Origin of the sequence: Rubritalea squalenifaciens DSM 18772 (assembly GCF_900141815.1) — a bacterium.
Classification (GTDB): Bacteria; Verrucomicrobiota; Verrucomicrobiia; order Verrucomicrobiales; family Akkermansiaceae; genus Rubritalea; species Rubritalea squalenifaciens.
Map to the genome: position 1 here is coordinate 118,451 of NZ_FQYR01000007.1, position 24,712 is coordinate 143,162.

The window sequence follows — 24,712 nt, forward strand, 5'->3', positions numbered from 1 at the left end:
GAAACTTGCATGTTGTCCCCGCCAAGTTTTCACTCCAAGCCATGCCGACTGACATGCAACATACACTCGCCAAGCCAGCTACGCTGGAGGGCTCATCCCTGCACACTGGCGAGAAAGTGACTCTCACCATCAAACCAGCTCCGGTTGACTCCGGCTTTCAATTCCGCCGCATCGACCTTCCAGACCAGCCATTCATCGATGCCGATGTCGATAAGGTTCAAACTGTTGAGCGTGCTACCACCTTGGCTGAAGGTTCCGTGAAAGTGCATACCGTCGAGCACGTTCTCTCCGCTCTCACTGGTATGGGCGTAGACAATGCTCTGATCGAAATGGACGCTAATGAACCCCCTATCGGTGACGGTTCCTCCGCTCCATACGTCGAACTCATCAAGCAAGCAGGCCTAGAGCAGCAGGATGCACCACGCAAAGTCTGGGAAATCCGCGAGCCTATCCACCTTGAAACTGGTAACGGTTCCACACTCACCGTCGTTCCTGACAAGGAGTTCCGCGTCTCCGTGACCAATGTTGGTCCTGACGGCCGCTTCACACAGTTTTTTTCTACCGTCGTCACTCCTGAGACTTATGAAAAGGAAATCGCTCCTGCTCGTACATTCGTCTATTACGAGGATGTGAAGCCACTTCTCGACAAAGGTCTCATCAAAGGCGGCTCCATCGAGAACGCTGTCGTTATCCGCGGTGAGGAAATCATGAGCAAGGAGCCAATGCGCTTCAACAACGAGTTTGCCCGCCACAAGGCACTTGATGTCATTGGTGACCTCATGCTCTCTGGCAAGCGCATCACTGGCCACGTCATCTGCATCAAGCCTGGTCACGGCCCTAACACCAAGATGGCTTCTACTCTCAAGCGCGAATACACCCGCATGCGCTCCATGGTTCCACCATTGGCGATTCCAAAGGGCGAGGCAGTGCTCGATATCAACGATATCCTCAAAATCCTTCCTCACCGTTACCCGTTCCTGCTGGTCGACCGCATCGTCGACTTCGAAGGCGACAACAAGTGCACTGGTGTGAAGAACGTCACCATGAACGAGCCATTCTTCCCAGGTCACTTCCCAGGTCACCCTATCATGCCAGGTGTTCTTCAGGTAGAAGCCATGGCTCAGGTAGCTTCCGTTCTTATGCTTCGTCTTCCAGAGAACCAAGGCAAGATCGGCTACTTTATGTCTGCAGACAACGTCAAGTGGCGCCGCCCAGTACTTCCTGGCGACACACTCTTCATCGAAGCTGAGATTCTCAAGATGCGCCGCTCTATCGGCTACGCAACTTGCCGCTGCATCGTGAACGGAGATGTTGTTTCCTCAGGTGATCTTAAGTTCTCCCTGATCGACAACTAAGCCGTCGCTTTATCCCTCTTTTAAAAAAGCCGCAACAGTTTGACTGTTGCGGCTTTTCTTTTGAGAGATCTATACTGTCTAGAGATCGAGTTTCTTAAGTTCAGCGTCGAGCGCTTTCCCCCAGATCTCGTAAGAGCCAGCATTGAGGTGAAGCATATCAGGCATCACCTTTTTGCTCAAGGTTCCCTTCTCATCCAGAAACTGCTCAGAGATATCGACGAAATGCACTTTGCCATCAGTAGAGGCAAATTCCTTGATCTCCTTGTTCACAGCAATGTTGTGCTGTCTCAACTTGTCCTCAGCTGTGGCACCACGAGGAAATATCCCGAAGAGAACGACATCCATTTCAGGCTTACGGTCCCGCAGAAGCTTGACGATATGCTGAATACCCACAGCAGTCTCGTGAGGCTTATCGACATTTGACTTGGCATTGTTCGTGCCAATCATAATCACAGCCGCCTTTGGCGCATCATCTGTTGGCATTTCCTCCATCAGAAGTCGCCACAATACATGCTGTGTGCGGTCTCCACTGAACCCCAGATTGATTGCCTTCCGCGGGGCGAGATACTTTGCCCATGCAGCTTTGCCTGCACCTTCCCACCCCTGGGTGATCGAGTCCCCAATCATGAGCACTTCATGACCACCAGCTTTCGCTGTTTTCTTTGCCTTATTGTGACGGTCTTTCCACCACTTCTGGTTCATACGAGAAGCAGGAACCGTGGCATCATAGACCTCATACTCAGCACGCACCTCAAAGTAGAGCTTCTTCATTCTAGCAAAGACATCAGCGTACTCTGCATCGTCGTGGAATGATTGCATCTCCTTAGGATCCTTCTCCAGATCAAACAAGTTCCACTCGTTGGTGTTAGGGAAGCGCATGATTTTGTAGCGCTGGGTACGTACACCATCATGCTTGGCCACATGGTGAGTCCTCTCACCTGTGTATTGGTAATAGATAGCCTCACGGAAATCCTCAGGCTTGCTCAGCTCAGATTTCAGCACAGGCACGATACTCTTGCCCTGCATGTGTGCGGGAGCCTCTACGCCAGCAACATCCAAAAAGGTAGGTCCATAATCAATGTTCTGAATCATCGCCTTTGGTCTGCTACCCGGCTTGATCACTCCTGGCCAGCGAATCAGGAACGGCATTTCCAGAGACTCCTCAAACATCCAGCGTTTATCGTACCAACCGTGCTCACCCAGATAGAATCCCTGATCGGATGAATAAATCACGATGGTATTCTCAGCCAGACCAGCCTCGTCTAGATAATCAAGAAGTTTGCCAATACCTTCATCCACCCCCTTTACACAGCGGAGATAATTCTTCATGTAGCGCTGATATTTCCATCGGGTCACATCCTGATCGGTCAGCTTACCCGCTTTCATATCGGCGATAAATTTCTGGTTCAGCGGCTCGTAATGGGCATCCCACGCCTCACGCTGATCTTCGGTCATGCGCTTATAGTCACCAAAGCCATAACCAGCTGTGAAATGCTTCGGAAACAGATTTTCACCGTGAAACTTCATATCGTGTCCCCAACTAAAGTGGTTAGCGATACTCATCTCATTCTCAGCCAGAGTCTTTGACCTGTTCTTGTAGTCATCAAACAAGGTGTCTGGCTCGGGAATAGTAACTCCATCAAACAGCTTGAAGTGTCGGGGAGCTGGACTCCAGGAGCGGTGAGGTGCCTTGTGCTGGCACATCAGCACGAATGGCTTGTCCTTATCTCTCCCCTCTCTCAGCCATTTCAGAGCCTGCTCGGTCACCACATCATTACAATGACCTTGGTATCTCTTACGCTTTCCATCAGGCATTTGCATCATGTCAGGGTTGTAGTACATCCCCTGACCGGGCAGGATCTCCCAGAAATCAAAGCCTTGAGGCAGGGAATGCAAGTGCCACTTACCGATCATCGCAGTCTGATATCCCGCCTTTTGCATCAATCCCGGAAAGGTGGTCTGCGTGCCATCAAACACCGAGTTATTGTTATCCATGAATCCATTGCGGTGAGAATGCATGCCAGTAAGGATGGCTGCACGCGATGGTCCACAGATAGAGTTACAGCAGAATGAATTCTCGATCAGTGCCCCCTCCTTGGCGAGCCGATCAATATTAGGAGTAGGAGCAATATCTTTGAGACGACCTCCATAAGCTGAGATCGCCTCAGTTGCATGGTCATCGGAGAAAATAAACAGGATGTTTGGCCGCTCGGCTGCAGTAGCCATCACAGAGCCCAACAGTAGTGTACATAGGCGAGTTCGTAACTTCATGAGTGATTTATCGTTCGATAGTGAGAGTGAAAGAACGACTCTATGAAGAATAAACTATCAATTTGAAGAGAATTTCTCGGCATCATACACAGCCGCCCCAACATTGCCTGTTTATCGATGACTAGCGCGGCGGGTGTGGAGGATGAGGCGGATGTCCGTCTCCATCCGGCCGACGATGGTCGCCGCGATGATCTGGCCGACGATGATCTTCACGCCGGTCTGGTCTTCCCCTCTCATGGTGCGGGCCTCGCTCTCTCCCCCCACGAGGACCACCACGATGCTCAAAGCTTGGATCAGGTTCGCCGCGGAAAAGTCGAGGTATGAACGGAAAATCCTCAGTCAAAACATAATAATAGGTACCATCAGGAAATTCTGGAGTCACCCCCTCACGCCCGTTGCATTCATCCAGATCTCCAGCCCCTTGCACGTACTCAAAATCCTGAGCAAAACTCCCGTCAGGTTTACCGCCTGGCCCACCATCACGCTTTCCCGTCTTGAGCTTGTAGCTGGACTTTAGCTTTATCAGAGAGCTTTTGGAATCGGATGCCTCTTTATGCCCATAAAGAGCGTAGATGGGATAGCCATCAGCAGCCCAGCCAATCAGCGTCATCTCTTGTTTGTTCGCCTTTAACTCTATCAGCAAGCCATTGGGCATGCCATGGTAATGATACGCTCCAGTGGGCTGAACATGGGCATGATTTTCATCTAATCCCAAATTCAGTTTGCTGGTAAGCGCCTCATAAGACCAACGCCTATCATTATTCCACGTCTCTGCTGTTCCTGGATCAAATACGACACCATTGACGGCTACTCCAAATACCTGTCCCAGAGCATTCCTTGGCCTATCCAGCTTCTTTGGTGTCACAGGCACCTCGAATCGATAGTTCTGAACCCTGATTTCATTAGGGTTGTGTCGATTTGGAAAACTGCCAGTACTGTGTACAGGAATCCCATTGGCTGTGATCACCCGCTTATCACCTTCCACTTTGATTTGGACTTCATTCTTAGCCTCCCCCACGGAGGCTTTTCTTGAGGTTTTCTCATGCACTCCCTCATGAGCATGCAGCAACCCGCAAATACATCCGGAGCTCACTACCACTGTTATCAATTTCTTCATCACGAGGACTATAACACTGACTGACTTAATAGAACATTATTGCACAGGAGAATTTTTCGGGCCCTCAAGCATGAACATTTTGTACAATTTAACCCCCTCTCTAGCCCTGATTTTGGCGATTAAACAATTCTAGCCTGAGAATCTTCTTCTCATAATGATTAAACGCCCCTGAAAAACACTACAAACACATCACAATTAGCACCTTATCTATCCACCAACGATGACGCGTCTTCTCTCTCTTGTCTTTGCGACCTTATGCCTATTTGGCACGAGTAAAGCTGCTGCACCTAGACCCAATATCATTTTCATCCTATGCGATGATCTTGGCCCAGGTGATTTAGGTATCCTTTGGCAAAATGCTCGCAGCACGAATCAAAAATTTCCCACGCCCCATCTAGATCAGTTTGCCCATGAGGGTATGATTCTCTCGCGTCACTACTGCCCCGCCCCCGTCTGTGCCCCATCTAGAGCATCTCTCTATCTGGGCCGCCACCAAGGCCATGCAAATGTGAGGAACAACTCGTTTGATAAGGAGCTAGATAACAACCACACCCTTGGTTCAGTCATGAAGCAGGCTGGCTATGCCACATCACTTATCGGTAAGTGGGGACTCCAAGGTGGGTCTGGTTTTCCAGGTCATCCCCAGAACAGAGGGTTTGACTATTTCTTCGGTTATCTGGCTCACCTTGACGCGCATTACCACTACCCCAATGAAGGCGGTAAACCTTTCTATGATGGCTATACCAATATCCAAGCCAACCTTCAGAAATGTTATTCTACGGATCTGATCACCGCTCGTACTAAGAAATGGATCATCGATCACCAGGGATCAAATCCCAACCAACCTTTCTTCACAGTCGTCACTTACTCCGCACCTCATGCAGGTCTTCGGGTACCTACTAACTCCCATCTTACCTCAACTAGTAACTATCCAAGCGGTGGTGGCCTGACAGGGGGAGTCCAATGGATCGGCACACCGGGCAACATGATCAATACGGCAGCAGGAACCTACGACACAGGCATACATCCAGACTATACGACTGCCACCAATGACACAGGTAGTGCATGGCCAGACAACGCCAAACGCCACGCCACCATGGTTCGCCGTATCGATGATGGTGTGCAGGACATTATCCAAACCCTGAAGGATCTCAATCTAGACGAAAATACACTCATCGTCTTCACCTCAGACAATGGGGCTCATAACGAAGGCGGTGCGGATAACGTAGGAGCCTACAACCCTACTTACTTCGACAGCTTTGGCCCCTATGACGGCATCAAGCGTGACTTGTGGGAAGGAGGCGTACGCATGCCTACTCTGGTACGCTGGCCCTCAGGCATCACCAGCCCAGACACGGCAAGCGCCCACCCATCTCAGTTCCATGACTGGATGGCGACCTTCTGTGATCTTGCCGGGGTGCCATCTCCAGCACTCTCCGATGGAATCTCACTCGCACCTACCCTAACAGGATCTGGATCTCAGAAAAATGGAGTGGTTTATTGTGAGTACTCAGTAGGCGGCTCTACTCCAAACTATGCCGAGTTTGAATCTTTCAAGAGAGGAAAATCTCGAAACCAGATGCAATTCATCCATATTGGTGATTACAAGGGTGTACGCTACAATATCGGCTCACACAGCGACGACTTTCTCATCTACGATGTTGTCAATGACTCCAAGGAAACCACCGACCTGAATGGTCAGTCAGGAGTACCCAGCCAACAGGATTTTAAAAATGCCGTACTTCGCGTCAGAAGAGCAGGTAGCGGCTATGGTCGCCCCTATGACTCAGCTCAGATTCCACCACTGACCCCATCACCTGTCACCAATGGACTGGTATACAGGAGCTACGAAGAGTCCTACCCATGGGTTCCTCAGTTTGAGACAAACTCAGCCAGTAACTCTGGCGACACGCTTACTCTGGATCTCACAAAACGGACCAGAGACGATGACATCGGTATCGAGTTCACCGGTTATTTGGATGTCCCCAGCTCTGGCACTTACAAATTCTATCTCAACACGGATGGCAAAGCCATTGTCCGACTTCACGACGCACTTTTAATCGACGCGGACTTCAACTACAGCTCCGGTAGCGAAGTCAATTCAGGCAATATCCCTCTGCAGGCAGGCAAGCACCCGATCTCCATTCGCTACATTCACTCAGACACGACCAGTCACAGCTTGAACCTGCTCTGGGAAGGCCCCTCTATCTCCAAGCAAGCCATACCTGCAAGCCAATACTACAGAGATGGCAACCCTGCTCCCTCCCCACCCGAGGCCAATGATGACCTCAATGTAGCTATTCCCACGAATACCAGTATACTCATTGATGTTTTGAATAATGACCAAGACCTTGATGGTTTACCGCAGGCTTTAAGCATTCAGAGTATCACCCAGCCTAGTCATGGCACCGCTGTCATTGAATCCAGTCAGATACGCTATACGCCATCCACTGATTATGCTGGTTCTGACAGTTTCACCTATACGATTACAGATGGAGAGAGTACTGACAGCGCCACCGTCACCCTATCGATCCAAGACAACCATGCGCCCGTAGCCACAGCTGACTTTCTCTTACTGCGTTCAAATACGAGTAAATCCATTGATGTCCTCGCAAACGACAACGACTCTGACGGACCAAACCCCATAGCTCTGGAATCAGTGGGCACTCCCCTTCATGGTTCTGCCACCATTTCCAATGGAGTCATTCTCTACACTCCATCTAACAACTACACCGGCTCAGATGAGTTTACATACCAAGTCAGCGATGGAGCAAAGAGTAGCACTGGCCAAGTAAGAGTACAAATCTCAGCAGTTCCTGACTTCCTCTGGGTTCCAATGAATGAAGGTGAAGGGAACTCCATTTCTGATGTCAGTGGATACCTCCTCAGTAATACTGCCTCCGGAAGTTGGACTCCTGGAAAATATGACTTCAGCTTAAACTTCAATGGAGATGCTGAGCAAGTAGAGATCACCTCTCAAACCTATCAACCACCTCTTGGCAAATCTGAACGCACGGTCACAGCCTGGCTCAAACCAAACAGCAACCAACCAGAGATCGCTACGTGGCTAAGTTATGGTCCCAATAACAGTGGGGAAAGATTCTCGGCACGCACGGAACTGAAAAACGGAGATATTGTACTCCGCTTGGAAATTCAGAACGACTACCGCATTGGTTCCACCAAACTTGATGATGGGCAATGGCATCATGTCGCCATGGTTGTGGAAGACCTGGATAGCAATGGATCGATCAAGCTCACCGAAGTCAAATTCTATGTGGATGGAGTCCTGGATTCCATCAGTGAAGATGGTGGCGGCACACCGGACCTCAACACGGGCAGCAGCACTACGATGATGATCGCAGGTTCGCCACACAGTGATAAATACAACTATGCAGGTGGTATAGACGATGTCCGCATCTACCCTACCGCATTGAATGCTTCACAAATCAACGAGTTGGCCGGCCGCACACCTGGCACCGACGCCTGGCATTTCCAGCACACAGGAAATGCATCCCCCACTCAGGCCGACTGGCAAATGGATGAGGACAACGATGGACTCAGCCGCTATTTAGAACTCGCTCTCGGTGGCAGAGTCGACTTACCAGACTACCACTTGCTACCACAACTCATCCCCTTGGACACTTCAAGTGCGGAGATTATCTTCAACATGAACCTCAATGTGCTGGGAGAAATCAATTACCAGATCGAGCACTCTAACAACCTACAGCCAGACAGCTGGAACAATCTGGAGGGAATCCTGGACATCGAGACTCACCCTCAAATTCCAGGCATGAGCCTGGGGAAAATGAGAATCACACTGGATTCAGGATCCCCCACGCTACATTTCTACCGCCTCAATATAGGTAATCAGTAAAGCTGGCCAATTCGACTTACTCAGCGTGCTCTACGCAGCCAGGGCCACAAACATGTGGAGTTTCTGGATTCTCTTTACGATCCAGAATACCTAGTGCAACTGATTTAGTCTTATCCGAAGCATCAGTCCATCCATTGATCCAAGCTTTGGTAGTGGGGATATCCTCAAGTGAGGTATTATGGACAACGGACATTCTCATCACATCCCGCAGAGCTTCATCCGCTAAGCTATCAGCTTTAGCGGTCACAGCATCTTTATCTTTCTTGACCCATTCCGCTGTGACTGCACGTAGTGTAGCCAGCCTACGTGGACTATGTGGTGCATTGACCAGAAAATCGATCGCAGCCTCAGGCTGGTCTACTCCAGTTTTCACCAGAGTCTTCATGGTTTTGATTTCCTCCATCTCTGAGGCATTCGCAGCCTTCTTCTTCCACTCATCGACTGAAATCAAGGTCTTCGCATTTTCTATCGGTTCAGGTGGGGCCGGAGTAGAAACGCTTTCAGGAGTTGTTGTCGTGACCGATTTGGATGGCTGAGAAACGTTCTCAGGTGTGTCTGGAGCAGACACGGTTTCAGTCTTGGTCTGGTCACAGGAGGTCATCCAGAAGCAAAGTGCTCCTGTAGAAACTAAGGCAAAGGTTTTCATGTGAGGTAGTGTAAGGGTTGGATTTATAGAGTTAACTCATAAACTTAGTACACCCGACCTGCTTCTTGTAAAGTCAGATGTTCCCCCTTCTAGATGAGTCACAAGCCGAATGGGTCATCGCTCCTCCTAAACTCTTGATTAAAAAATGCGCCCTTCTCCCCCCTTATTTAGAGGGATTTTATCAGGTCTGAACGAGCTCATTCATGTCTCATTAATGTTCGATTTGCTAAATCAAGCACCGTTTGAAACCACGACTACCCCATTCATAACTCTATATGAAAACCTCAACTGTGCCCAATATACTGAGCCTAAGCGCGTACACACTCGTGATGACGAGTACCCTACATGCCGAGAGTCTGATCGATTCCTGGTATACCAGTAATTCCACCAAGTATGCCCGTGTCTATGAAACGGAAACTGATCGTAACAATGCAACGACAGTGACCAGCTGGACAGACCAGACTAATCCCGTATACGCTGACATTCAGGCCATCTACTCTTCTTCAAGCTGGGTCTACGTCCGCTACAGCGGTCTCTCCAGTCACACGATGGGACCGTGGCTAAAGCCTGATGGTTCGCAGTTTCTCTTCTGGCCCGTCAATCAGGCAGGCATCCATCGCTTTCCACGTACTGCACAGGTACAAGCAGGCACAAAAGATGCCACAGGAGGCGGATACTCAGGTCTCTTCGTCAATGGGGTAGCCGTCTTTAACTCGCTTGATGGCCAGGCATGGGACGGCAGCCAAATCCAATCCCAAGGGAGTCACACTCAAAACTCTTACTACTGGCACCGTAATGCTCCCGTAGCAGAAGCCTTCAATTTTGACACCGGCAACTCCCACCAGCCTCCTACTGGCATCTACCACTCTCACCAGAACCCTATTGCCCTACGCTACCAGCTTGGTGACCACGTTGAGGAAAACCCCTCGTTCACCAACGATTCCGACAGCTGGGACTTTTATCAGGAGAAAACCACGACACCTTCAGCCCACTCCCCAATTATCGGATGGGCGCATGATGGCTATCCAATTTATGGTCCTTACGGTTATGACAATCCAGATACAGAGAGCACCGACTCAACAATCAGACGCATGGTATCCGGTTTTGTAGAGAGAAACGGATCCAATGGCACAGACAGGCTGAACGCCAACCTCAACGTCATCCCGATATGGTATGCAAAGTACCGTGAGGATCACTTCGGCGAGAACTATGGCAGCTACAGTACCGCTGAGCGGACTATTGCCGACTCTCGCCCAAGTCTTGGACAAACCTATCCAAGAGGCACCTTCGCCCAAGACCACGAGTACCTCGGGGAACTTTCAGGTTGGAGCCAATACGATGGCACGGGTAGTTTCAATTCTACCAGCCACTTCGACCTAGATCGCTACAATGGCCGCTTCTGCCGCACACCGGAATTCCCAGAGGGAACCTACGCTTATTTCTGTGCCATCGATGATACCGGAGAATCCACCTACCCTTACGTTCTGGGCTTTGAATTCTATGGGGATGCCACTGGTGGCTCAGTAACAAACATCACTGAATCAGTCACAGACGAATACATCGGCGGTCCACATACGAATTTGGAAATCGGTGAGAATGGTATCAATGAGGGCACCGTCCATCTCACCTGGAATTCTGTGGAAGGTGGCACCTACCAAGTGGAATCCTCTAACACCGAAGCCTCTGGCTACTCAGTAGAAGCTAGCAACCTCTCAGGGACCGGTGACACCATGGAAACTTCCTACGAAGATGCTGACGGATATGGCTTCATGAAAGTCACCCGCACCGCGCTTGCCACCTATGATGATGTCTTCACCTCCGCACCATCTTCCACTCAGGAAGACACCATGGAGTACTCCACTCCTGGACCAACCGTTCCTGTCATTTATGTCAATGCCTCACGTACCGGCCAAGGCAACCAAGACGGTCTCAGCTGGGCTACAGCCTTTGCCGATCTTCAGGACGCTCTTGCTTCTGCTGAGAGCGGTGATGAGATCTGGGTAGCAGCAGGCATTTACTATCCGGATGAAGCTGAAGCAGGCGTAGCCACAGTCACCAATGATGACAACTATGCCCAATTTAACTTGATCGCGGGTGTCACTATCTACGGTGGCTTCAATGGAACTGAAACCATCCGCGCCCAACGAGACGTTCAGAACAACCTCACCATCCTCTCTGGTGACATCGACCAGAACGACACGAATACAGCTGGCGTGATCCTTGACTCACCTTCGTCTAACATCCAAGGCACGAATTCTCGCATAATCGTAGCCTCCCCCTCCGGTACCAACTATGGAATCGACGGCTTCACTATTACGGCCTCCTCTGGAGGAGATGCTCCAACTGCCGGTGGTGGTAGCTACCGCAACTGTACGATCCGCGGGAACATTGGGCGGTATGCTGGAGCTCACTACGGTGAGGGCGAGCTGTTCCAAATGGTCTATTGTGACCTGATAAACAATGAAGGTGGTAACTATGGAGCACTCAATTCCTGCTCACAGTATGGTGCCTACATCACCTCCTGTCGTATTATTGGCAATAAGGCCACCTCGACTACATACCCGTCTGTGGGTGGTATCGAAGTAGCCTCCGCCACCTACTACATCACCAACTGTCTCATAGCCGGAAACTCAGGTTACCACTGTGGCGGCATCATGAACCGTAATGGTGGCGTACTCGATCTAGCCAACTGCACCATTGCCAACAACCTAGCTCGTAGCTCCGAAAACACGGGGGTCGAAGCTGGCGGCATCAGTGACGAAGACATCTGTCTAAACACTTTCAATAACACCATCGTCTGGGGTAATGAAAAGAATGGCAGTAGCTCAAATGTAAGCCTCAGCACCCCAAGCAACTACTACACCTCCCTCATTGAAGGCCTCAACCCTGGCGGAGATAACCTAGATGGCACCAAAGCCGACAATGACCCACTTTTCCTGACAACAGTGGCAGCTAGCTCTGCCCCTAACAGCTCAGGAGACTACCGTCTGCCCGGCTATTCCCCGGCAGTCGATTCGGGAAGTGATGTCGGCAACCCGGACGACATCACAGACCTAGATGACGACGGCAATACCAGCGAACTCATCCCGCTCGACCTTCAAGGCAACAACCGTGTGATCAACACCAACGACATCGGCGCTTATGAATACAATGGCCCTAGCCCTGTCAGCACCGAATCCGTTACGCTTAGCGTTCAAGAAGGCGATGGCGAATTCAACTACTCGCTGAACTTTAACACCATCTTTGGCCGCACAGACCTCACCTACAGTTTGGTATCCGTCACTCCTTCCAATGTGATCTATCACGAGTACAGCGGTGGTTCTGAGTTCTCTGCCTATGCTAATGAAGGCGCTGAAGCCGGCGATTCCGCAACAGTCACCATCCAGGTCACGGATGAAGACGGAAACACCACCCAGTTTACCTTCACTGTCACGGTCATCCCAGCGCCTGTCGCCCCATCCGATGCATTGGCACAGAGCATGTCCAGTTGGTACACGGACCGCTCAAGCCGCTTTGCCCGCATCTTTGAAACCTACACTGATGAAAGCAATGGCACCAGCGTCACGACTTGGGACAATGGCACCTACAGCCAGAACACCCCTGTCTTCGCCGGCCCTCAGGAAATCAGCTACACTGACAACTATGTCTATGTGAAGACACCAAACCTCACCACCCACATCATGGGGCCTTGGTACAATGATAACGGTCCGGGAGGCAGTGAAGTAGTCTTCAACAACTGGCCATCCAACCAGGCCATGATCTACAAGATCCCACGCTTGGCCACCATCCCAGCGAGTAAAACCGCCTTTGCAGCCAACTCCATTGGCATCATGGTGGACGGCACTGTACTCTTCAGCACCTCTGACACCTTCTCATGGGATAATGATGAAAACGGCTCAGGCAGTGGTTCCGATACAGGTCCGGGAGTCCAAGGCGGCGGTCAAGGCGATGGCATCTGGACGCACGAGGCTGCGGTCACTGAGGGCAACACCTTCGATAAATCCAACTCCCACGGCGCCGGAGATGTCCTCCACTACCACGCTTCACCAACTGGCCTTCGCTACCTCTTAGGCGATAACATGGACTATGATGAATCCACCAACACTTATACTCCAGTTACGGAAGAAGATCTTGAGTTCAACAACACCCATAGCCCGATCATAGGCTGGATGAATGATGGCCTGCCAATCTATGGACCTTACGGCTACAGCGACCCATACGATTCCACCAGTAGTGTTCGCCGTATGATACGTGGCTTCATAAAGCGTGACGGCAGTAATGGCACCTACAACTTAACTAGCAATGGCCGTACAGCACTAGCTGCCTGGAATGCCCGTATCCTCGGCATTGGCACGGAAGCAGGTGTGGATCAGTTTAACCTCACTGTGAATCAGCAAGGCCCGAATGTGAGCAGCGACTACCCTATCGGCTACTTCATGGAAGACTATGCCTACAAAGGGGACTTGGCTGGCTTCTCCATCTATGATGGCTCTGTCACCTTCGATGAAAGCATCCACTATGACCTCAACGAACAAAACGTCCGCTACTGCGTGACCCCTGAGTTTCCTGATGGCACCTGGGCGTACTTCACCAACGTGGATAGCGATGGCGTCCCTCAGTTCCCATACAACGTAGCCCAGCAGTACTACGGCAATCCAGACAATGGCGGCTCTATCAACTCCATCCCAACAAACGACGGAGACAACGTGGTGACCTTCCAGGGTGGTATCAATAAGCAAGAGACCATCTCAGAGATGGAAATTAGCGATGGCACTGTACTTGTCTGGAGTGGAGTGGAAGGCGGTACTTATCTGGCTGAAGTCTCCACAGACATGAGCAACTGGACTCCTCACGACTCTGACCCTAGTGTTAGCAAAGACAAAGTCACCCTGGTAGACAGTCCAGCAGTAATGGAGGATCAGAAGTTCTTCCGAATCACCCGCCTCACAGATCCGACCTATGATGACACTCCATTTGGAGACGGTAGTGGTGGAGGCGGTGGCGGTAGCGGCAGCACGGTGGATTTCGCCTTCACCTTTGGCACGACCCCACCTCTTCCACAAGAGCAGGAGATCAACTCAGCTACCGTTGGAGGCGTAACCGCAACCATCGTAAGTTACGATTCAGGCACTGGCAACGTCACCCTGAGCTTCGATCCTTCATCGCTCTCCGGTCCATCATCGGCCCAGCTTCAGTTCGTCGCCTCGGGCGGCCCACAGGCTGGCAATACGGTTACTTTGACGTCAACAAACACCTACTCCCCTTAATGGGTGAATAGGTTCATGGTTAGACCCCGGTCAGACATCGCTCTGGCCGGGGTTTTTCATAAGCAGGATCTCAAGTCACTCAGACAGGGATAGCTTCTCTCTCATGATACGAGAGATTAATCCTATCTTAATGTGCCTTGTTGTATAGAGAGGTCAAAGCATCATTCATGCCCTCACTCCACACCGTTCAAAGTAGACCTCCAGTAAGGCCAACCCATCTCTATCATCCTATGAAAGCGTCTCTGTGCCTCATGATTCTGTGCATGATCAGCCTCTTACAAGCAGGCCAGCTGCGCATTGACATGGTCCACAATCACGAGGATCAGTCGCTGAGACTGCACTCGCTCAGGTATAAGCAGAAGGAAGTTTATTCCGTTACCCGGCTGAGCTATCTGCTGAGTAATTTCTCCATTCAGAGAGATACAGGAGAATGGGTCGAACTGAAGAACCAGTATGCCTACATCGATGAAGGGAAACGCCGCACACGCTTCTTTCTTAAGGATGTCCCGGAAGGCTCCTACAAGAGCATCCGCTTTGCCCTGGGCGTACCAAAAGCAACTAATCACGCAGACCCTGCCCAGTATTCTGCCGACCACCCATTGAACCCTAACCTCAACCAGCTCCACTGGAACTGGTCTGGCGGATACATCTTCCTGGCGCTTGAGGGTCGTTACCGAGCTGAAGATCAATCCCTGCAAGGCTTCGTCTACCATCTTGCCAATGACAACAACTTCAGCACGATCCAGCTACCCGGCCAATTCGTGCTCAAGCAAAACACGGGGCTCATCCTCGGTATGGATATCGCCAAGCTCCTTGGCCAACCGCGAGCTCTGTCCTTCATCAAAGACGGCTCCTCCACCCACTCTCATGCAGGTGACCCCATTGCCAGCTCACTTATAGCCAACCTCCAGAGCAGCTTCAGTCTTCTGAGTGTCACCTACCCCAAAGATGAAATGCCAACCCAGGCAGTCACCCCGCTTTACCTGCCGGAGAAATATACCCCTTACCGCTTTGCCATGAGCAGACGTTTCCCACGGCCAGCACTGCCACGGGACAACCCCTTGTTAGAAGAGCGTGTTGCGCTGGGCAAAAAACTGTTCCATGACACCCGCCTCTCACGCACGAATGCCATTTCCTGCGCCTCTTGCCACCACCAAGAGCGAGCCTTTACCGATGGAGTCCCCCTCTCACTGGGGGTGGAACAAAGGAAGGGAAAACGTAATTCCATGCCACTCTTCAACCTCGCCTGGAAATCCTCTTTCTTCTGGGATGGAAGAGCCGACTCCCTGCGCATGCAGGCCCTCATGCCGATCCAAGACCATCTGGAAATGGATGAATCTCTGGAAAATATCGTCGCAAAGTTAGGTCAGGATGCCTCCTATCAGGAAGCATTCCAGCAGGCCTTCAGCGGGGAGGAAATCAACTCGGAAAAAATCAGTCTCGCCCTGGAATGCTTTCTACTCACCCTCACCAGCTATGATAGCAAATTTGACCGAGCTATGGCGGGCAAGGAACAGCTCACTGAGCAAGAACAACGCGGCATGAAGCTATTCTTCACCGAGTACGAGCCGCGTAGTGGCCAATATGGTGCTGATTGCTTTCACTGCCATGGCGGAGCCAATTTCTCCGATCACCAGTTCCATAACAACGGACTCAAGCCGACTGCTGACCTCGGACGCTATGCCATCACGCAGCTGGACCGCGACAAGAACAGCTTCTCCACACCCAGCTTGCGCAATGTCGCTCTCACAGCCCCCTACATGCACGACGGGCGTTTCTCGACCTTGGAAGAGGTCATTGATCACTACAGCGGCCCCATGCACCGCAGTGAAAATCTGGACCCCAACCTTGCAAAACATCCCGGCGAAGGCCTGCAGCTGAGTGACGAAGACAAAGCCGCTCTAGTGGCCTTTTTGAAAACACTCAGCGACCCGAAGTACACCACACCTCGATAGCCTGTTAAAAATCATCCATCCAAGGGGTAGCGACACACTTCCTCATAGCGCACCGCCCCCTCCGAGAACAGGCTCCTCATCAAGCTGAAGAATCTAACTGGGAAACTCTCCTTCACAGCCCCGCTATTACTCCGAATGTAAGCCTCAATATCCCCACGCTTCACATTGCGCAGGCGGGCCAGAGTAACATGGGCCTTGTAGGGCCAGTGATCCTTATCAAATCCCACTTGGAACAATGCCTCATCGATTGCGACCTTCAGATCGACCAAACTCTCATCCACCTGCTCAGCACCTAACCACAGCACACTGAGCGCCCCTCTCTTGCTAAACACCCCCAGCTTGTTTAACCCCAGCTTCAGCTCCCTAGCTCGCACACTTTGCAACGCATCGCTGAGCCTAGCTCGCTTGTTATGATCACAGTCTCCGAGGAAGCGCAGAGTCAGGTGCAGATTCTTCGCTGGGACCCAGCGACATCCAGATATCTCTTCTCTCAAACGCGAGAGATCATGCCTTATCGATTCAGGCAGCTGAATGGCCAGAAACAAACGCTCTCTATCACCTCCCATAGAGGCTATCGTAGCACAAATGGGCTCTCTGACTGATGATTATTTCAGTGGCAAGCGCATTCTGAAGGTAGTCCCCGCACCAAATTCGCTCTCAGCCTCTAGGCGGCCTTGGTGAGCCTGGACAATCGCCTGACTGATTGCCAAGCCTAGGCCAGTACTTCCCTGCTTGGAGTTTCTGGATTTGTCCACGCGGTAGAAGCGATTGAAGATATTCTTCAGATCATCCGGCTTAATACCTGGCCCCGTATCCTGGACGCTGATCACCGCTTCATTATTCTCCTTACGGACATGGACGAAAATCTTGCCCTGTTCATGATTGTACTTCACCGCATTGCTCAAGAGATTGATCACCACCTGCCTGATACGCTGGGCATCAAATTCCATCTCGATGCCTTGGATATCGGACTCCACGGTAATACCTCTCTTCTCGGCAAGCGGACGCAGCATATCCACACATGTACTGACTTCCAGGCCGACATTGCCCTGTTCTCGCTGTACCTTGAACTCCCCTGAGTCAACTCTAGCCAGCTCTAACAATGACTCGATCAAGCTGCTCATGTGTTGGGCTGAATCGTAACAGGTCTTGATGGTTTCCTGATACTTCTCCGGCGTCCTCTCCCTGACCAAGGCCAACTCACTCTTGGCGAGAATCACGGCCAGAGGTGTGCGCATCTCATGAGAAGCATCCGCAGTAAATCTCACCTGCTGCTCAAAGGAAGAATCCAAGCGCCCAAAGGTATCATTCAAAACATGCGCCAACTGGCCCAGTTCATTCTTCGTATTCGTCTCGTCGATACGCTGAGAAAGGTCACCGGCTGCGATTTTCGTCGCAGTCGAGGACATCGCCACAATCGGCTTCATAGCTCTTGTGGCCATGATCCAGCCCACTGCAACACCGAAAGCGATCACGATCACACCGAGCCCGATGAGCTGCCACTTGAACACGGCCATATGCTCATCGATCACATCGGTGGAAATACCGGTAAGTAACCACCCCCTCGGGGTGTGCTGCAGGAACTCACGGTGCTTGCCATTCCAGCGGTAAAAGACCCCCTCAAACTGGTTGTCCCTCTCTGGTCCCTGCAAATTCGTTTCATCCTCAGGTCTTCTAGGTTCCACTCCTCGATCAGAGGGAGCCACGGATTCAGGGCTGCCCTTGGTCTTGTAAAAAATTTCACCCCGTCGCCAATAAATAACATACAAGCCATTCGCTTCATGCCTAGCAAGCCTGTCGTTCCCTTCGACTTGCAATCTGTCCATAGCATTACTCCCAGAGGGTCTCCCCGCGCCGTCTGGTTGACCTCGCCTTGGCTCGCTGGCACGATTCTGACCATCACCTAACAAATCACCGCGAGCTGGCCTATCCAAGAACGGATCGGCATGTGGCCTTTCCTCGATCGGTCCGCCGTCTCTCGGTCCACCATCTCTAGGTCCGCCAAATCCTTGTCCTCCGCCCCTTGGTCCATAGCCTGAAGGTCTAGGCCTTCTTTGAGAATTCAATCCACCGCCTCTGGGGCCACGCTCACCTCTAGGGCCTCGGAAATTGCCCCCAGCACCATCAGGCCTCGGTCCGCGAGCTGAGTCATCAAATGCTCTGACCGGACGCTCATGATCGCCCTCCTGCTCAGCATGAGTATTCTCCTGAGCTGCCATTTGCTCACGCATTTGCTCGATCCCTCTGGGCAAATCAAACATGGGAAGCAACTGATGGATTGGCGCCCTCAGCCTCTCATCTAACATTTCTACCTGTACACGTTTCTCATAAAAATAGAAGGCAGTGAGCAGACCGCCGACAATCACAATCAGAAGCAGAGTATGCCAGGCCTGGATCTGCCATTTAAGAGAACGTACGAGCATGAATGTTTAGGCGCTGATGTAGTAGCCGTAGCCACGCTTGGTCATGATGAATTCCTTACCAAGCTTGTTGCGGACGTTACAGATGTAGACATCCAGGATATTGGAAGTGACCTCTTTCTCCTCGGAGAAAAGCTTCATGTAGAGATCGTTCCTGCTGACTACTTCTCCGCGCTTGGCAAGCAAGGCTTCCACCAGATTATATTCCAGAGTAGTGGCGGCCACATCCACGCCATTCTTGAAGATGCTGCGGGTATTGGTATTCACCGTCACATCGCCGACCATCAACTCAGAGGCTCGCTCAGGCCCTGCGGAGCGTCTCATGATAGAGCGGATACGCGCAAAGAGTTCCATCAGCTTGAATGGTTTGGTCAGGTAGTCATCAGCCCCTCCATCAAGGCCTTTCACACGATCCTCAGTGCCGTCACGAGCGGTGAGCATGATGACGGCGACGTTGTTGCAGGAGGGATGACTACGGATTCCCTTGAGCACTTCCCAGCCGTCTTTCTCCGGCAGCATGACATCCAGGATGATCAGGTCATAGTTGCACTCCGTCGCTTGGAAAAGGCCATCTTCACCATCGGCAGAGGAGTCTACCACATACCCTTCCTCAGTCAGGGCTTCCACCAGAGTCTCGCGCAGGAAATCGTTATCCTCTACAACCAGAATTTTCATGCTTTTAAACCTAGAACTCTTGCTTGCCTCTACACCAGCGAAAATATCGCCTTTTGGCGTTAATCCGCACATCTGCGTTACGCTCTTACCGTGTATGAAAGTCCTATCCATGCGGCATCTTTACCACAAGCAACATTAAGCTAGTATTAATCCCCAGCTTAAATGTCCTGCTCCACCGCCTTGAGGGATATAAACAGCTCGCCAGCAGCCTTCATCTGAGGCTGAAGATCCAGTTTGGCATGGGCGATGCGTCTGCGGATACTCTCAAACATCGGCGTGTAGCCATTGAAAAAGGCGCGTATGATATCGATGTAATCCTCCTGCACTGCATCAATGAGAGCCGGCCGGGCATCATAGAGTGACTCGGCAAAAGACTTCAGGATATTCCGCCTCGTCTTGGCTCCGTAGAGGAGCATCCAGAGAAAGACTGCTACAGAGACACCTAGTAGTCCCAGAGCTACATAGGGATGCGGATCAATACCAACCAAGCCCACCAGTCCCCCCAGCGCAGCAGAAGACAGTGACACCATCAGCATCTTCTTCATCGCACGCCAGCGCACCATCATCATCTTGTCTAGTAGCCCCCTGAGCTTCATCAGGACCATGGCGTGACGTACGGACTTTTCCAGCCCTTCAGAGAAGAGATCCACCTGCTCTTGGAACGCATCATCTTGGAAATCCCCCACATCGGCGACCAGGCGCTCTTCCATGGCCGGCCGCATTTTCTCCCACTTGGCTTTACACAAGCCGAGCATCCTGCGGGCTTGCTCCCTGGACTTGAGCTCTGCCTCTTTGGAGACACGCTCCAGCATGAAGCGCTCTACCTTGAAGGCTCCATCCCCTCGCCCGAAGAGTGAGGCCACAGACATCACCAGCCCCAAGCGCCACTTGGCCATCCGCATCACTGGATTGATCTGGGACTCCAGGATATCCCCCAGCCAACCAATCTGGCTGAGCATCGACCTGAGCTCCATCTCGCGCATGCGGTCAATTTCCGCCTCGATCGATTGTAGATACTCTTGGTCACTGGCCAGTGTACGCGAGCGGTTGTCCACGTGTTCCTCAGTCTTGGACAGCAGGACACTCGCCATCTCGTAGGCCTGCCTCAGCTCTCTGCGGCGAGATTGGGAGCTGTTGAGCTGGAAATCCAGTTTGCTGAGGCATTCGCCAAAGCCTGACTGCACCCAGACCCGCTTGTCATGGTTCCCGCTCGACCAAGCCTTATAGCCATCTCTGGCAGATACGGGGAAAATAGGCAGCGGATGCCCCACCCGCTGCAGGCACAAATCTTTCAGGTGGCCCAGCAGCACGGGCACGTCGGTCTCATGCCGGCGGTCAATCTGCTGCAGGACTACCGCACTCTTGCTACCCGCCACCTCACGCATTTCGGTCACGAAATCCCAAGTCGTAGCAGCCCAGGGATTCTCCGATGGGAACACCCAGTAGACGTAGTCAGCCCCCTGGATCAGATACTTGAGCGCCTCCAGCTGCTCTGGACCCAATTTGGAAAGACCGCTGGAGTCGACGAGTTCAATGTCTCCCAGCAGATCCAGATACTTGAGTTCGCAGCCATCCTCACGCTCATCACGGACGCGATATCCCGCATCTCTGAAAATCGTGACCTTGGCTTCCGAGGCTTGCTCCAGCTCGACCAGCTCCTTGCCGACCAGCACCTCCAGAAAGGAAGTCTTCCCCGCCTGGTGCTCACCACAGACAACAATCCGGAAAGGCCGGCGCAGGGCGTGACTCAGCTTTTTCTCATCAATCCCCTCAGTCGAGGCACGAGAACGTTTCGCCAGAGCACGGATACCCGCAATGACTCCCGCGAGACTCTCCCGCGTCTCCAAATACTGCTCACCTAACATCAGCGTCCGTCGACTACATACCTTGTGCAGCCCTCAGGGCGACCAGCTGGGATACTGTGACAAACTGGTATCCCTGGCGAAGTAATGTATCGATAGTCTGTGGAATCGCGTCCACGGACTGACCGTGCAGATCATGTACCAGCAGGATGGATCCATTCTTGGTCCCGCTGATCAGCCTCTGGGCCACTACGCTTGGAGCCGGCTTCTTCCAGTCAAGCGGATCCACATCCCAGAGCACTGTCGGATAGCCATACTTGCGGTAGACCCACTCGCGCTGGTTCTGATACATCGCTCCATAAGGAGGTCTCATGGTACGAGGCTGAACGCCTGTAGCGGAAATGATCGCATCGCGAGTCTTGTCCAGCTCCCAGCTCACCATCTCATCACTCAGAGTTTTCAAATTACGGTGAGTCCAGGTGTGGTTGCCGATTTCATGACCCTCCGCCACGGTACGGCGCACGATATTCGGATGGGCAGCCACATTGCGGCCCACCACATAGAAAGTAGCCTTCACATTGCGGCGTTTGAGCATGTCCAGCAGACGTGGGGTGTGCTGGGGATTCGGCCCATCATCAAAAGTCAAGGCGATGTATTTCTGGCTTCGTGGACCAGAGGAAATGGAAACGGACTGGTTGCCGGAAAAGTCATAAGGAAGTCCTGAGTCCTTGTTGCGAAGATAAGGTCCGGAAGTGCTAGCGGTGCGGTAGCTTCCATTCGGGGTTAATTTGACCCCGCTGGTCGCATCGGCCCCCTCTTTGTCCTTGGACGCACAAGAGGAGAGCCCTACGGCAAGCGTAAGGACCGCAAGAATTTTAGCAAATTGCAGAAATCTCAGTTTCATCATGATTATGCTTCAAACTAAGAGATTATCCCTCCTCTGTCACGCAATTACCCCGACTGCCTGTAGGATTTCCTGCCAGAATACTTCAGGCCGATGCATCAGACACTTGGCTGGCCATAGAGACGGCCCCTCAGCAGACCACTCATTCACAAAAGAAATACGTCATATCTCCCAGCCCTTATAAAGAACCATGACATCTTGCGGGCGCCATCATCCAGCCATCACAAACCCCACATGTTAAGCAACTCCCAGCCCCAAACAACACACTTCCCACTGTATTCCAACACCAAGAAACGAGGCTCACTCCCGCCGGATGCACACAGTATCCACCACTCAAAATGCGGCTTTCCTTGACCATAACCAACTCTAACTTATATTTCCAAAACTCCCCGTCGTCTGACTCATGAAAAAAATTACCATTCTCTTACTCTCGTTGTGTGCCGCCCTGCTCTCCAGCTGCATGCATTATGACTATTACGGGTCCAGCTCCATCTACGGCGGCAGCGACTACCTTTCAGGCTTCAATGACCCCAGAGTCAACCGTGGCCTTACTCACCATGGAAAGCCAGCTCCGCGAGGCTACTGGGATGGCGACAGCCTCACAGGCTCCCCGAAAATCGTCATCCGTCTCGCCGATCAGCGCGCCTATTTCTACAAGGGCGGCCAGCTCGCCGGTGTAACCCCTATCTCCACAGGTACGGACGGCCACAGTACCCCGCGCGGCAGCTTCAGAGTCACTGAAAAGGATATCGATCACGTATCCTCTCTCTACGGGGTGATCAAGAACACCACCACTGGACAGGTCGTCAACAAGGACGCCGACACCAGAAAGCACAAGGCCGGCCCGGGTGAAGTCTTCGAGCGCGCCCCAATGGCTTACTTCCTCCGTTTCAACGGAGCTATCGGCATGCATGCCGGTTTTCTCCCCGGCTATCCAGCCTCCCACGGCTGCGTTCGTCTGCCTGAGGAAATGGCCCGGATCTACTTCCACAATGCCCCTATGGGAACTCCAGTCATCGTTGAATAGCCCATGGCATCAACCATTCCTGATCCCCAGTATACCAACGAGCTCTCTGTGCAAAGGTGCAGGGAGCTTTTAGCTTCCCCGAAGGCTCCCCTACTGATCGACTGCCGGGAAATCCATGAATACGAATTCTGCCGGCTTGATCAGGCAGTCCTCGTCCCCCTCTCCCTGTTTCAGGGGAATGCCGAGGCTGAGATCCCAGCCAGCGACACCCCGGTAATCATCTACTGTCACCACGGCGTCCGCTCGCTGCACGCCACCTTCTACCTGCGCGACCAAGGCTACAGCCACGTCTTCTCCATGCAGGGAGGCATCGATGCCTGGTCGGTAGAAATCGACCCTGATGTCCCTCGTTATTAAGCTCTTTTGCCCCAGCGCTGGGCTAGTACGGCACACACCATCAGCTGGATCTGGTGAAAGACCATCACCGGCAGCAGCAGCGGTCCCACCAGCGCGCCACCGGCGAAAAGCACCTGCGCCATCGGCACCCCGGTCGCCAGACTCTTCTTCGACCCGCAGAACAGCAGCGCGATCCGGTCCTCCAGCGAAAACCTGATCACCCTCCCAAGGAGAGTAGTCAGCACGATCGCCAGCCCGAGCATCACACAGCAGGCCAGCACCAGCAAAAGCAGTTCCTGCCCGGAGACCATCTCCCACATGCCACCCACCACCGCGGCACTAAAGGCGGTATAGACGACCAGCAGTATCGATCCCTGGTCCACGGACTTCAGCCAGGAACGGTTCCTATCCACCCAGCTTCCCAGCCAAGGCCTGAAAAAATGCCCCAGTAGAAAGGGCAACAAAAGCTGCAGGCTTATCTTGAGCACTGCATCCAGCAGCGCCAGCTGTCCCTCACCCTTCCCCATCGTCCACTGCACAAGCACCGGGGTCACAAAGATTCCTAACAAGCTGGAAGCCGAGGCACTGCATACCGCCGCTGGGATATTCCCCCGCGCGATCGAGGTAAAGGCAATCGCCGACTGCACCGTCGCCGGCAGCGTGCAGAGATAGAGCATCCCCAGCGTCAGCGCATCCCCCAGCAAAGCGATCCATAGTGGCCTGAATGCCAGCCCTAACAAGGGAAACATCACAAAGGTGCAGCCAAAGATCGCCAGATGCAGCCGCCAATGGCCCGCCCCCGCCACAATCGCCTTCCGCGAAAGCTTGGCCCCATGCATGAAGAACAGCAAGGCAATCGCCCCCTTGGTCAGAGCATCAAAATACCCCACCCACACGCCTCGCGCCGGCAACACACTCGCCACCAACACCACGACAAGCATGACGAAAGTAAAATTCCCAATGATCTGTCTCAGCCGCTGCATCCTTGCTAAAGCTTTCTAACCCCTAGCATACGCCCCCTTCCCCCCACGCCAAGCCTGATTGTCTCTTCAGGCGACTGGAA

General features: G+C 52.3%; 15 protein-coding genes. 6 read left to right on the forward strand and 9 right to left on the reverse strand.

Going from position 1 to position 24,712, the window contains the following annotated elements:
• Window positions 1-53 precede the first annotated feature (53 nt).
• On the forward strand, window positions 54-1,355 hold the full coding sequence (locus BUB27_RS17170; RefSeq protein ID WP_234991782.1) for a bifunctional UDP-3-O-[3-hydroxymyristoyl] N-acetylglucosamine deacetylase/3-hydroxyacyl-ACP dehydratase: 1,302 nt from the start codon (window positions 54-56) through the stop codon (window positions 1,353-1,355).
• Window positions 1,356-1,433: 78 nt separating this feature from the next.
• On the opposite strand, the gene BUB27_RS17175 is transcribed toward BUB27_RS17170, so the two are convergent.
• Together BUB27_RS17175 and BUB27_RS17180 are read right to left on the reverse strand one after the other, a co-directional pair.
• Complete coding sequence (locus BUB27_RS17175) at window positions 1,434-3,626, reverse strand: sulfatase/phosphatase domain-containing protein (RefSeq protein WP_143185122.1); 2,193 nt, start codon at window positions 3,624-3,626, stop codon at window positions 1,434-1,436.
• A gap of 121 nt (window positions 3,627-3,747) precedes the next feature.
• Window positions 3,748-4,743, reverse strand: coding sequence for a YHYH protein (locus BUB27_RS17180; protein WP_143185123.1), 996 nt, complete (start codon window positions 4,741-4,743; stop codon window positions 3,748-3,750).
• Between the two features lie 220 nt (window positions 4,744-4,963).
• On the opposite strand from BUB27_RS17180, the gene BUB27_RS17185 reads away from it, so the two are divergent.
• The gene (locus tag BUB27_RS17185; RefSeq protein ID WP_143185124.1) at window positions 4,964-8,617 is read left to right on the forward strand and encodes a sulfatase-like hydrolase/transferase; all 3,654 of its coding nucleotides are present in this window, start codon (window positions 4,964-4,966) and stop codon (window positions 8,615-8,617) included.
• 16 nt (window positions 8,618-8,633) lie between these two features.
• On the opposite strand, the gene BUB27_RS17190 is transcribed toward BUB27_RS17185, so the two are convergent.
• Complete coding sequence (locus BUB27_RS17190) at window positions 8,634-9,263, reverse strand: hypothetical protein (RefSeq protein WP_143185125.1); 630 nt, start codon at window positions 9,261-9,263, stop codon at window positions 8,634-8,636.
• 275 nt (window positions 9,264-9,538) lie between these two features.
• Here BUB27_RS17190 and BUB27_RS17195 point away from each other — a divergent pair, with 275 nt between their 5' ends.
• Window positions 9,539-14,530 (forward strand): YHYH protein, encoded by a 4,992-nt coding sequence (locus tag BUB27_RS17195; RefSeq protein ID WP_143185126.1) that lies wholly within the window; start codon window positions 9,539-9,541, stop codon window positions 14,528-14,530.
• A gap of 230 nt (window positions 14,531-14,760) precedes the next feature.
• The gene (locus BUB27_RS17200; protein ID WP_143185127.1) at window positions 14,761-16,485 is read left to right on the forward strand and encodes an MbnP family protein; all 1,725 of its coding nucleotides are present in this window, start codon (window positions 14,761-14,763) and stop codon (window positions 16,483-16,485) included.
• Window positions 16,486-16,496: 11 nt separating this feature from the next.
• Here BUB27_RS17200 and thpR read toward each other — a convergent pair whose 3' ends face one another.
• The 5 genes from thpR to BUB27_RS17225 all read right to left on the reverse strand — a co-directional run bounded on the left by thpR (window position 16,497) and on the right by BUB27_RS17225 (window position 22,289).
• A complete protein-coding gene (gene thpR, locus BUB27_RS17205) occupies window positions 16,497-17,051 on the reverse strand; it encodes an RNA 2',3'-cyclic phosphodiesterase (RefSeq protein WP_143185128.1) in 555 nt (184 codons plus the stop codon).
• Between the two features lie 39 nt (window positions 17,052-17,090).
• Entirely contained in the window at window positions 17,091-18,908 is a 1,818-nt protein-coding gene (locus tag BUB27_RS17210) for a sensor histidine kinase (protein WP_143185129.1), read from the reverse strand.
• 6 nt (window positions 18,909-18,914) lie between these two features.
• A complete protein-coding gene (locus BUB27_RS17215) occupies window positions 18,915-19,580 on the reverse strand; it encodes a response regulator transcription factor (RefSeq protein WP_143185130.1) in 666 nt (221 codons plus the stop codon).
• Window positions 19,581-19,738: 158 nt separating this feature from the next.
• Window positions 19,739-21,445, reverse strand: a complete 1,707-nt coding sequence (locus tag BUB27_RS17220; RefSeq protein WP_143185131.1) for a P-loop NTPase family protein — start codon at window positions 21,443-21,445, stop codon at window positions 19,739-19,741.
• A gap of 13 nt (window positions 21,446-21,458) precedes the next feature.
• Window positions 21,459-22,289 carry a polysaccharide deacetylase family protein gene (locus BUB27_RS17225; RefSeq protein WP_143185132.1) on the reverse strand — a complete coding sequence of 277 codons (831 nt, stop codon included), beginning with the start codon at window positions 22,287-22,289 and terminating at the stop codon, window positions 21,459-21,461.
• 400 nt (window positions 22,290-22,689) lie between these two features.
• Between BUB27_RS17225 and BUB27_RS17230 the strand changes: the two genes are divergently transcribed.
• Together BUB27_RS17230 and BUB27_RS17235 are read left to right on the forward strand one after the other, a co-directional pair.
• A complete protein-coding gene (locus tag BUB27_RS17230) occupies window positions 22,690-23,313 on the forward strand; it encodes a L,D-transpeptidase family protein (RefSeq protein WP_200797158.1) in 624 nt (207 codons plus the stop codon).
• Window positions 23,314-23,316: 3 nt separating this feature from the next.
• Window positions 23,317-23,670, forward strand: a complete 354-nt coding sequence (locus tag BUB27_RS17235; RefSeq protein WP_143185133.1) for a rhodanese-like domain-containing protein — start codon at window positions 23,317-23,319, stop codon at window positions 23,668-23,670.
• Here BUB27_RS17235 and BUB27_RS17240 read toward each other — a convergent pair.
• Window positions 23,667-24,632 (reverse strand): bile acid:sodium symporter family protein, encoded by a 966-nt coding sequence (locus BUB27_RS17240; RefSeq protein ID WP_143185134.1) that lies wholly within the window; start codon window positions 24,630-24,632, stop codon window positions 23,667-23,669. The two genes, BUB27_RS17235 and BUB27_RS17240, sit on opposite strands and share 4 nt — an antisense overlap.
• Window positions 24,633-24,712: the final 80 nt, after the last annotated feature.

Coding starts and splice junctions, on each gene's coding strand:
- BUB27_RS17170 (WP_234991782.1), top strand. CDS start 54: ATGCAACATACACTCGCCAAGCCAGCTACGCTGGAGGGCTCATCCCTG.
- BUB27_RS17175 (WP_143185122.1), bottom strand. CDS start 3,626: ATGAAGTTACGAACTCGCCTATGTACACTACTGTTGGGCTCTGTGATG.
- BUB27_RS17180 (WP_143185123.1), bottom strand. CDS start 4,743: ATGAAGAAATTGATAACAGTGGTAGTGAGCTCCGGATGTATTTGCGGG.
- BUB27_RS17185 (WP_143185124.1), top strand. CDS start 4,964: ATGACGCGTCTTCTCTCTCTTGTCTTTGCGACCTTATGCCTATTTGGC.
- BUB27_RS17190 (WP_143185125.1), bottom strand. CDS start 9,263: ATGAAAACCTTTGCCTTAGTTTCTACAGGAGCACTTTGCTTCTGGATG.
- BUB27_RS17195 (WP_143185126.1), top strand. CDS start 9,539: ATGAAAACCTCAACTGTGCCCAATATACTGAGCCTAAGCGCGTACACA.
- BUB27_RS17200 (WP_143185127.1), top strand. CDS start 14,761: ATGAAAGCGTCTCTGTGCCTCATGATTCTGTGCATGATCAGCCTCTTA.
- thpR (WP_143185128.1), bottom strand. CDS start 17,051: ATGGGAGGTGATAGAGAGCGTTTGTTTCTGGCCATTCAGCTGCCTGAA.
- BUB27_RS17210 (WP_143185129.1), bottom strand. CDS start 18,908: ATGCTCGTACGTTCTCTTAAATGGCAGATCCAGGCCTGGCATACTCTG.
- BUB27_RS17215 (WP_143185130.1), bottom strand. CDS start 19,580: ATGAAAATTCTGGTTGTAGAGGATAACGATTTCCTGCGCGAGACTCTG.
- BUB27_RS17220 (WP_143185131.1), bottom strand. CDS start 21,445: ATGTTAGGTGAGCAGTATTTGGAGACGCGGGAGAGTCTCGCGGGAGTC.
- BUB27_RS17225 (WP_143185132.1), bottom strand. CDS start 22,289: ATGATGAAACTGAGATTTCTGCAATTTGCTAAAATTCTTGCGGTCCTT.
- BUB27_RS17230 (WP_200797158.1), top strand. CDS start 22,690: ATGAAAAAAATTACCATTCTCTTACTCTCGTTGTGTGCCGCCCTGCTC.
- BUB27_RS17235 (WP_143185133.1), top strand. CDS start 23,317: ATGGCATCAACCATTCCTGATCCCCAGTATACCAACGAGCTCTCTGTG.
- BUB27_RS17240 (WP_143185134.1), bottom strand. CDS start 24,632: ATGCAGCGGCTGAGACAGATCATTGGGAATTTTACTTTCGTCATGCTT.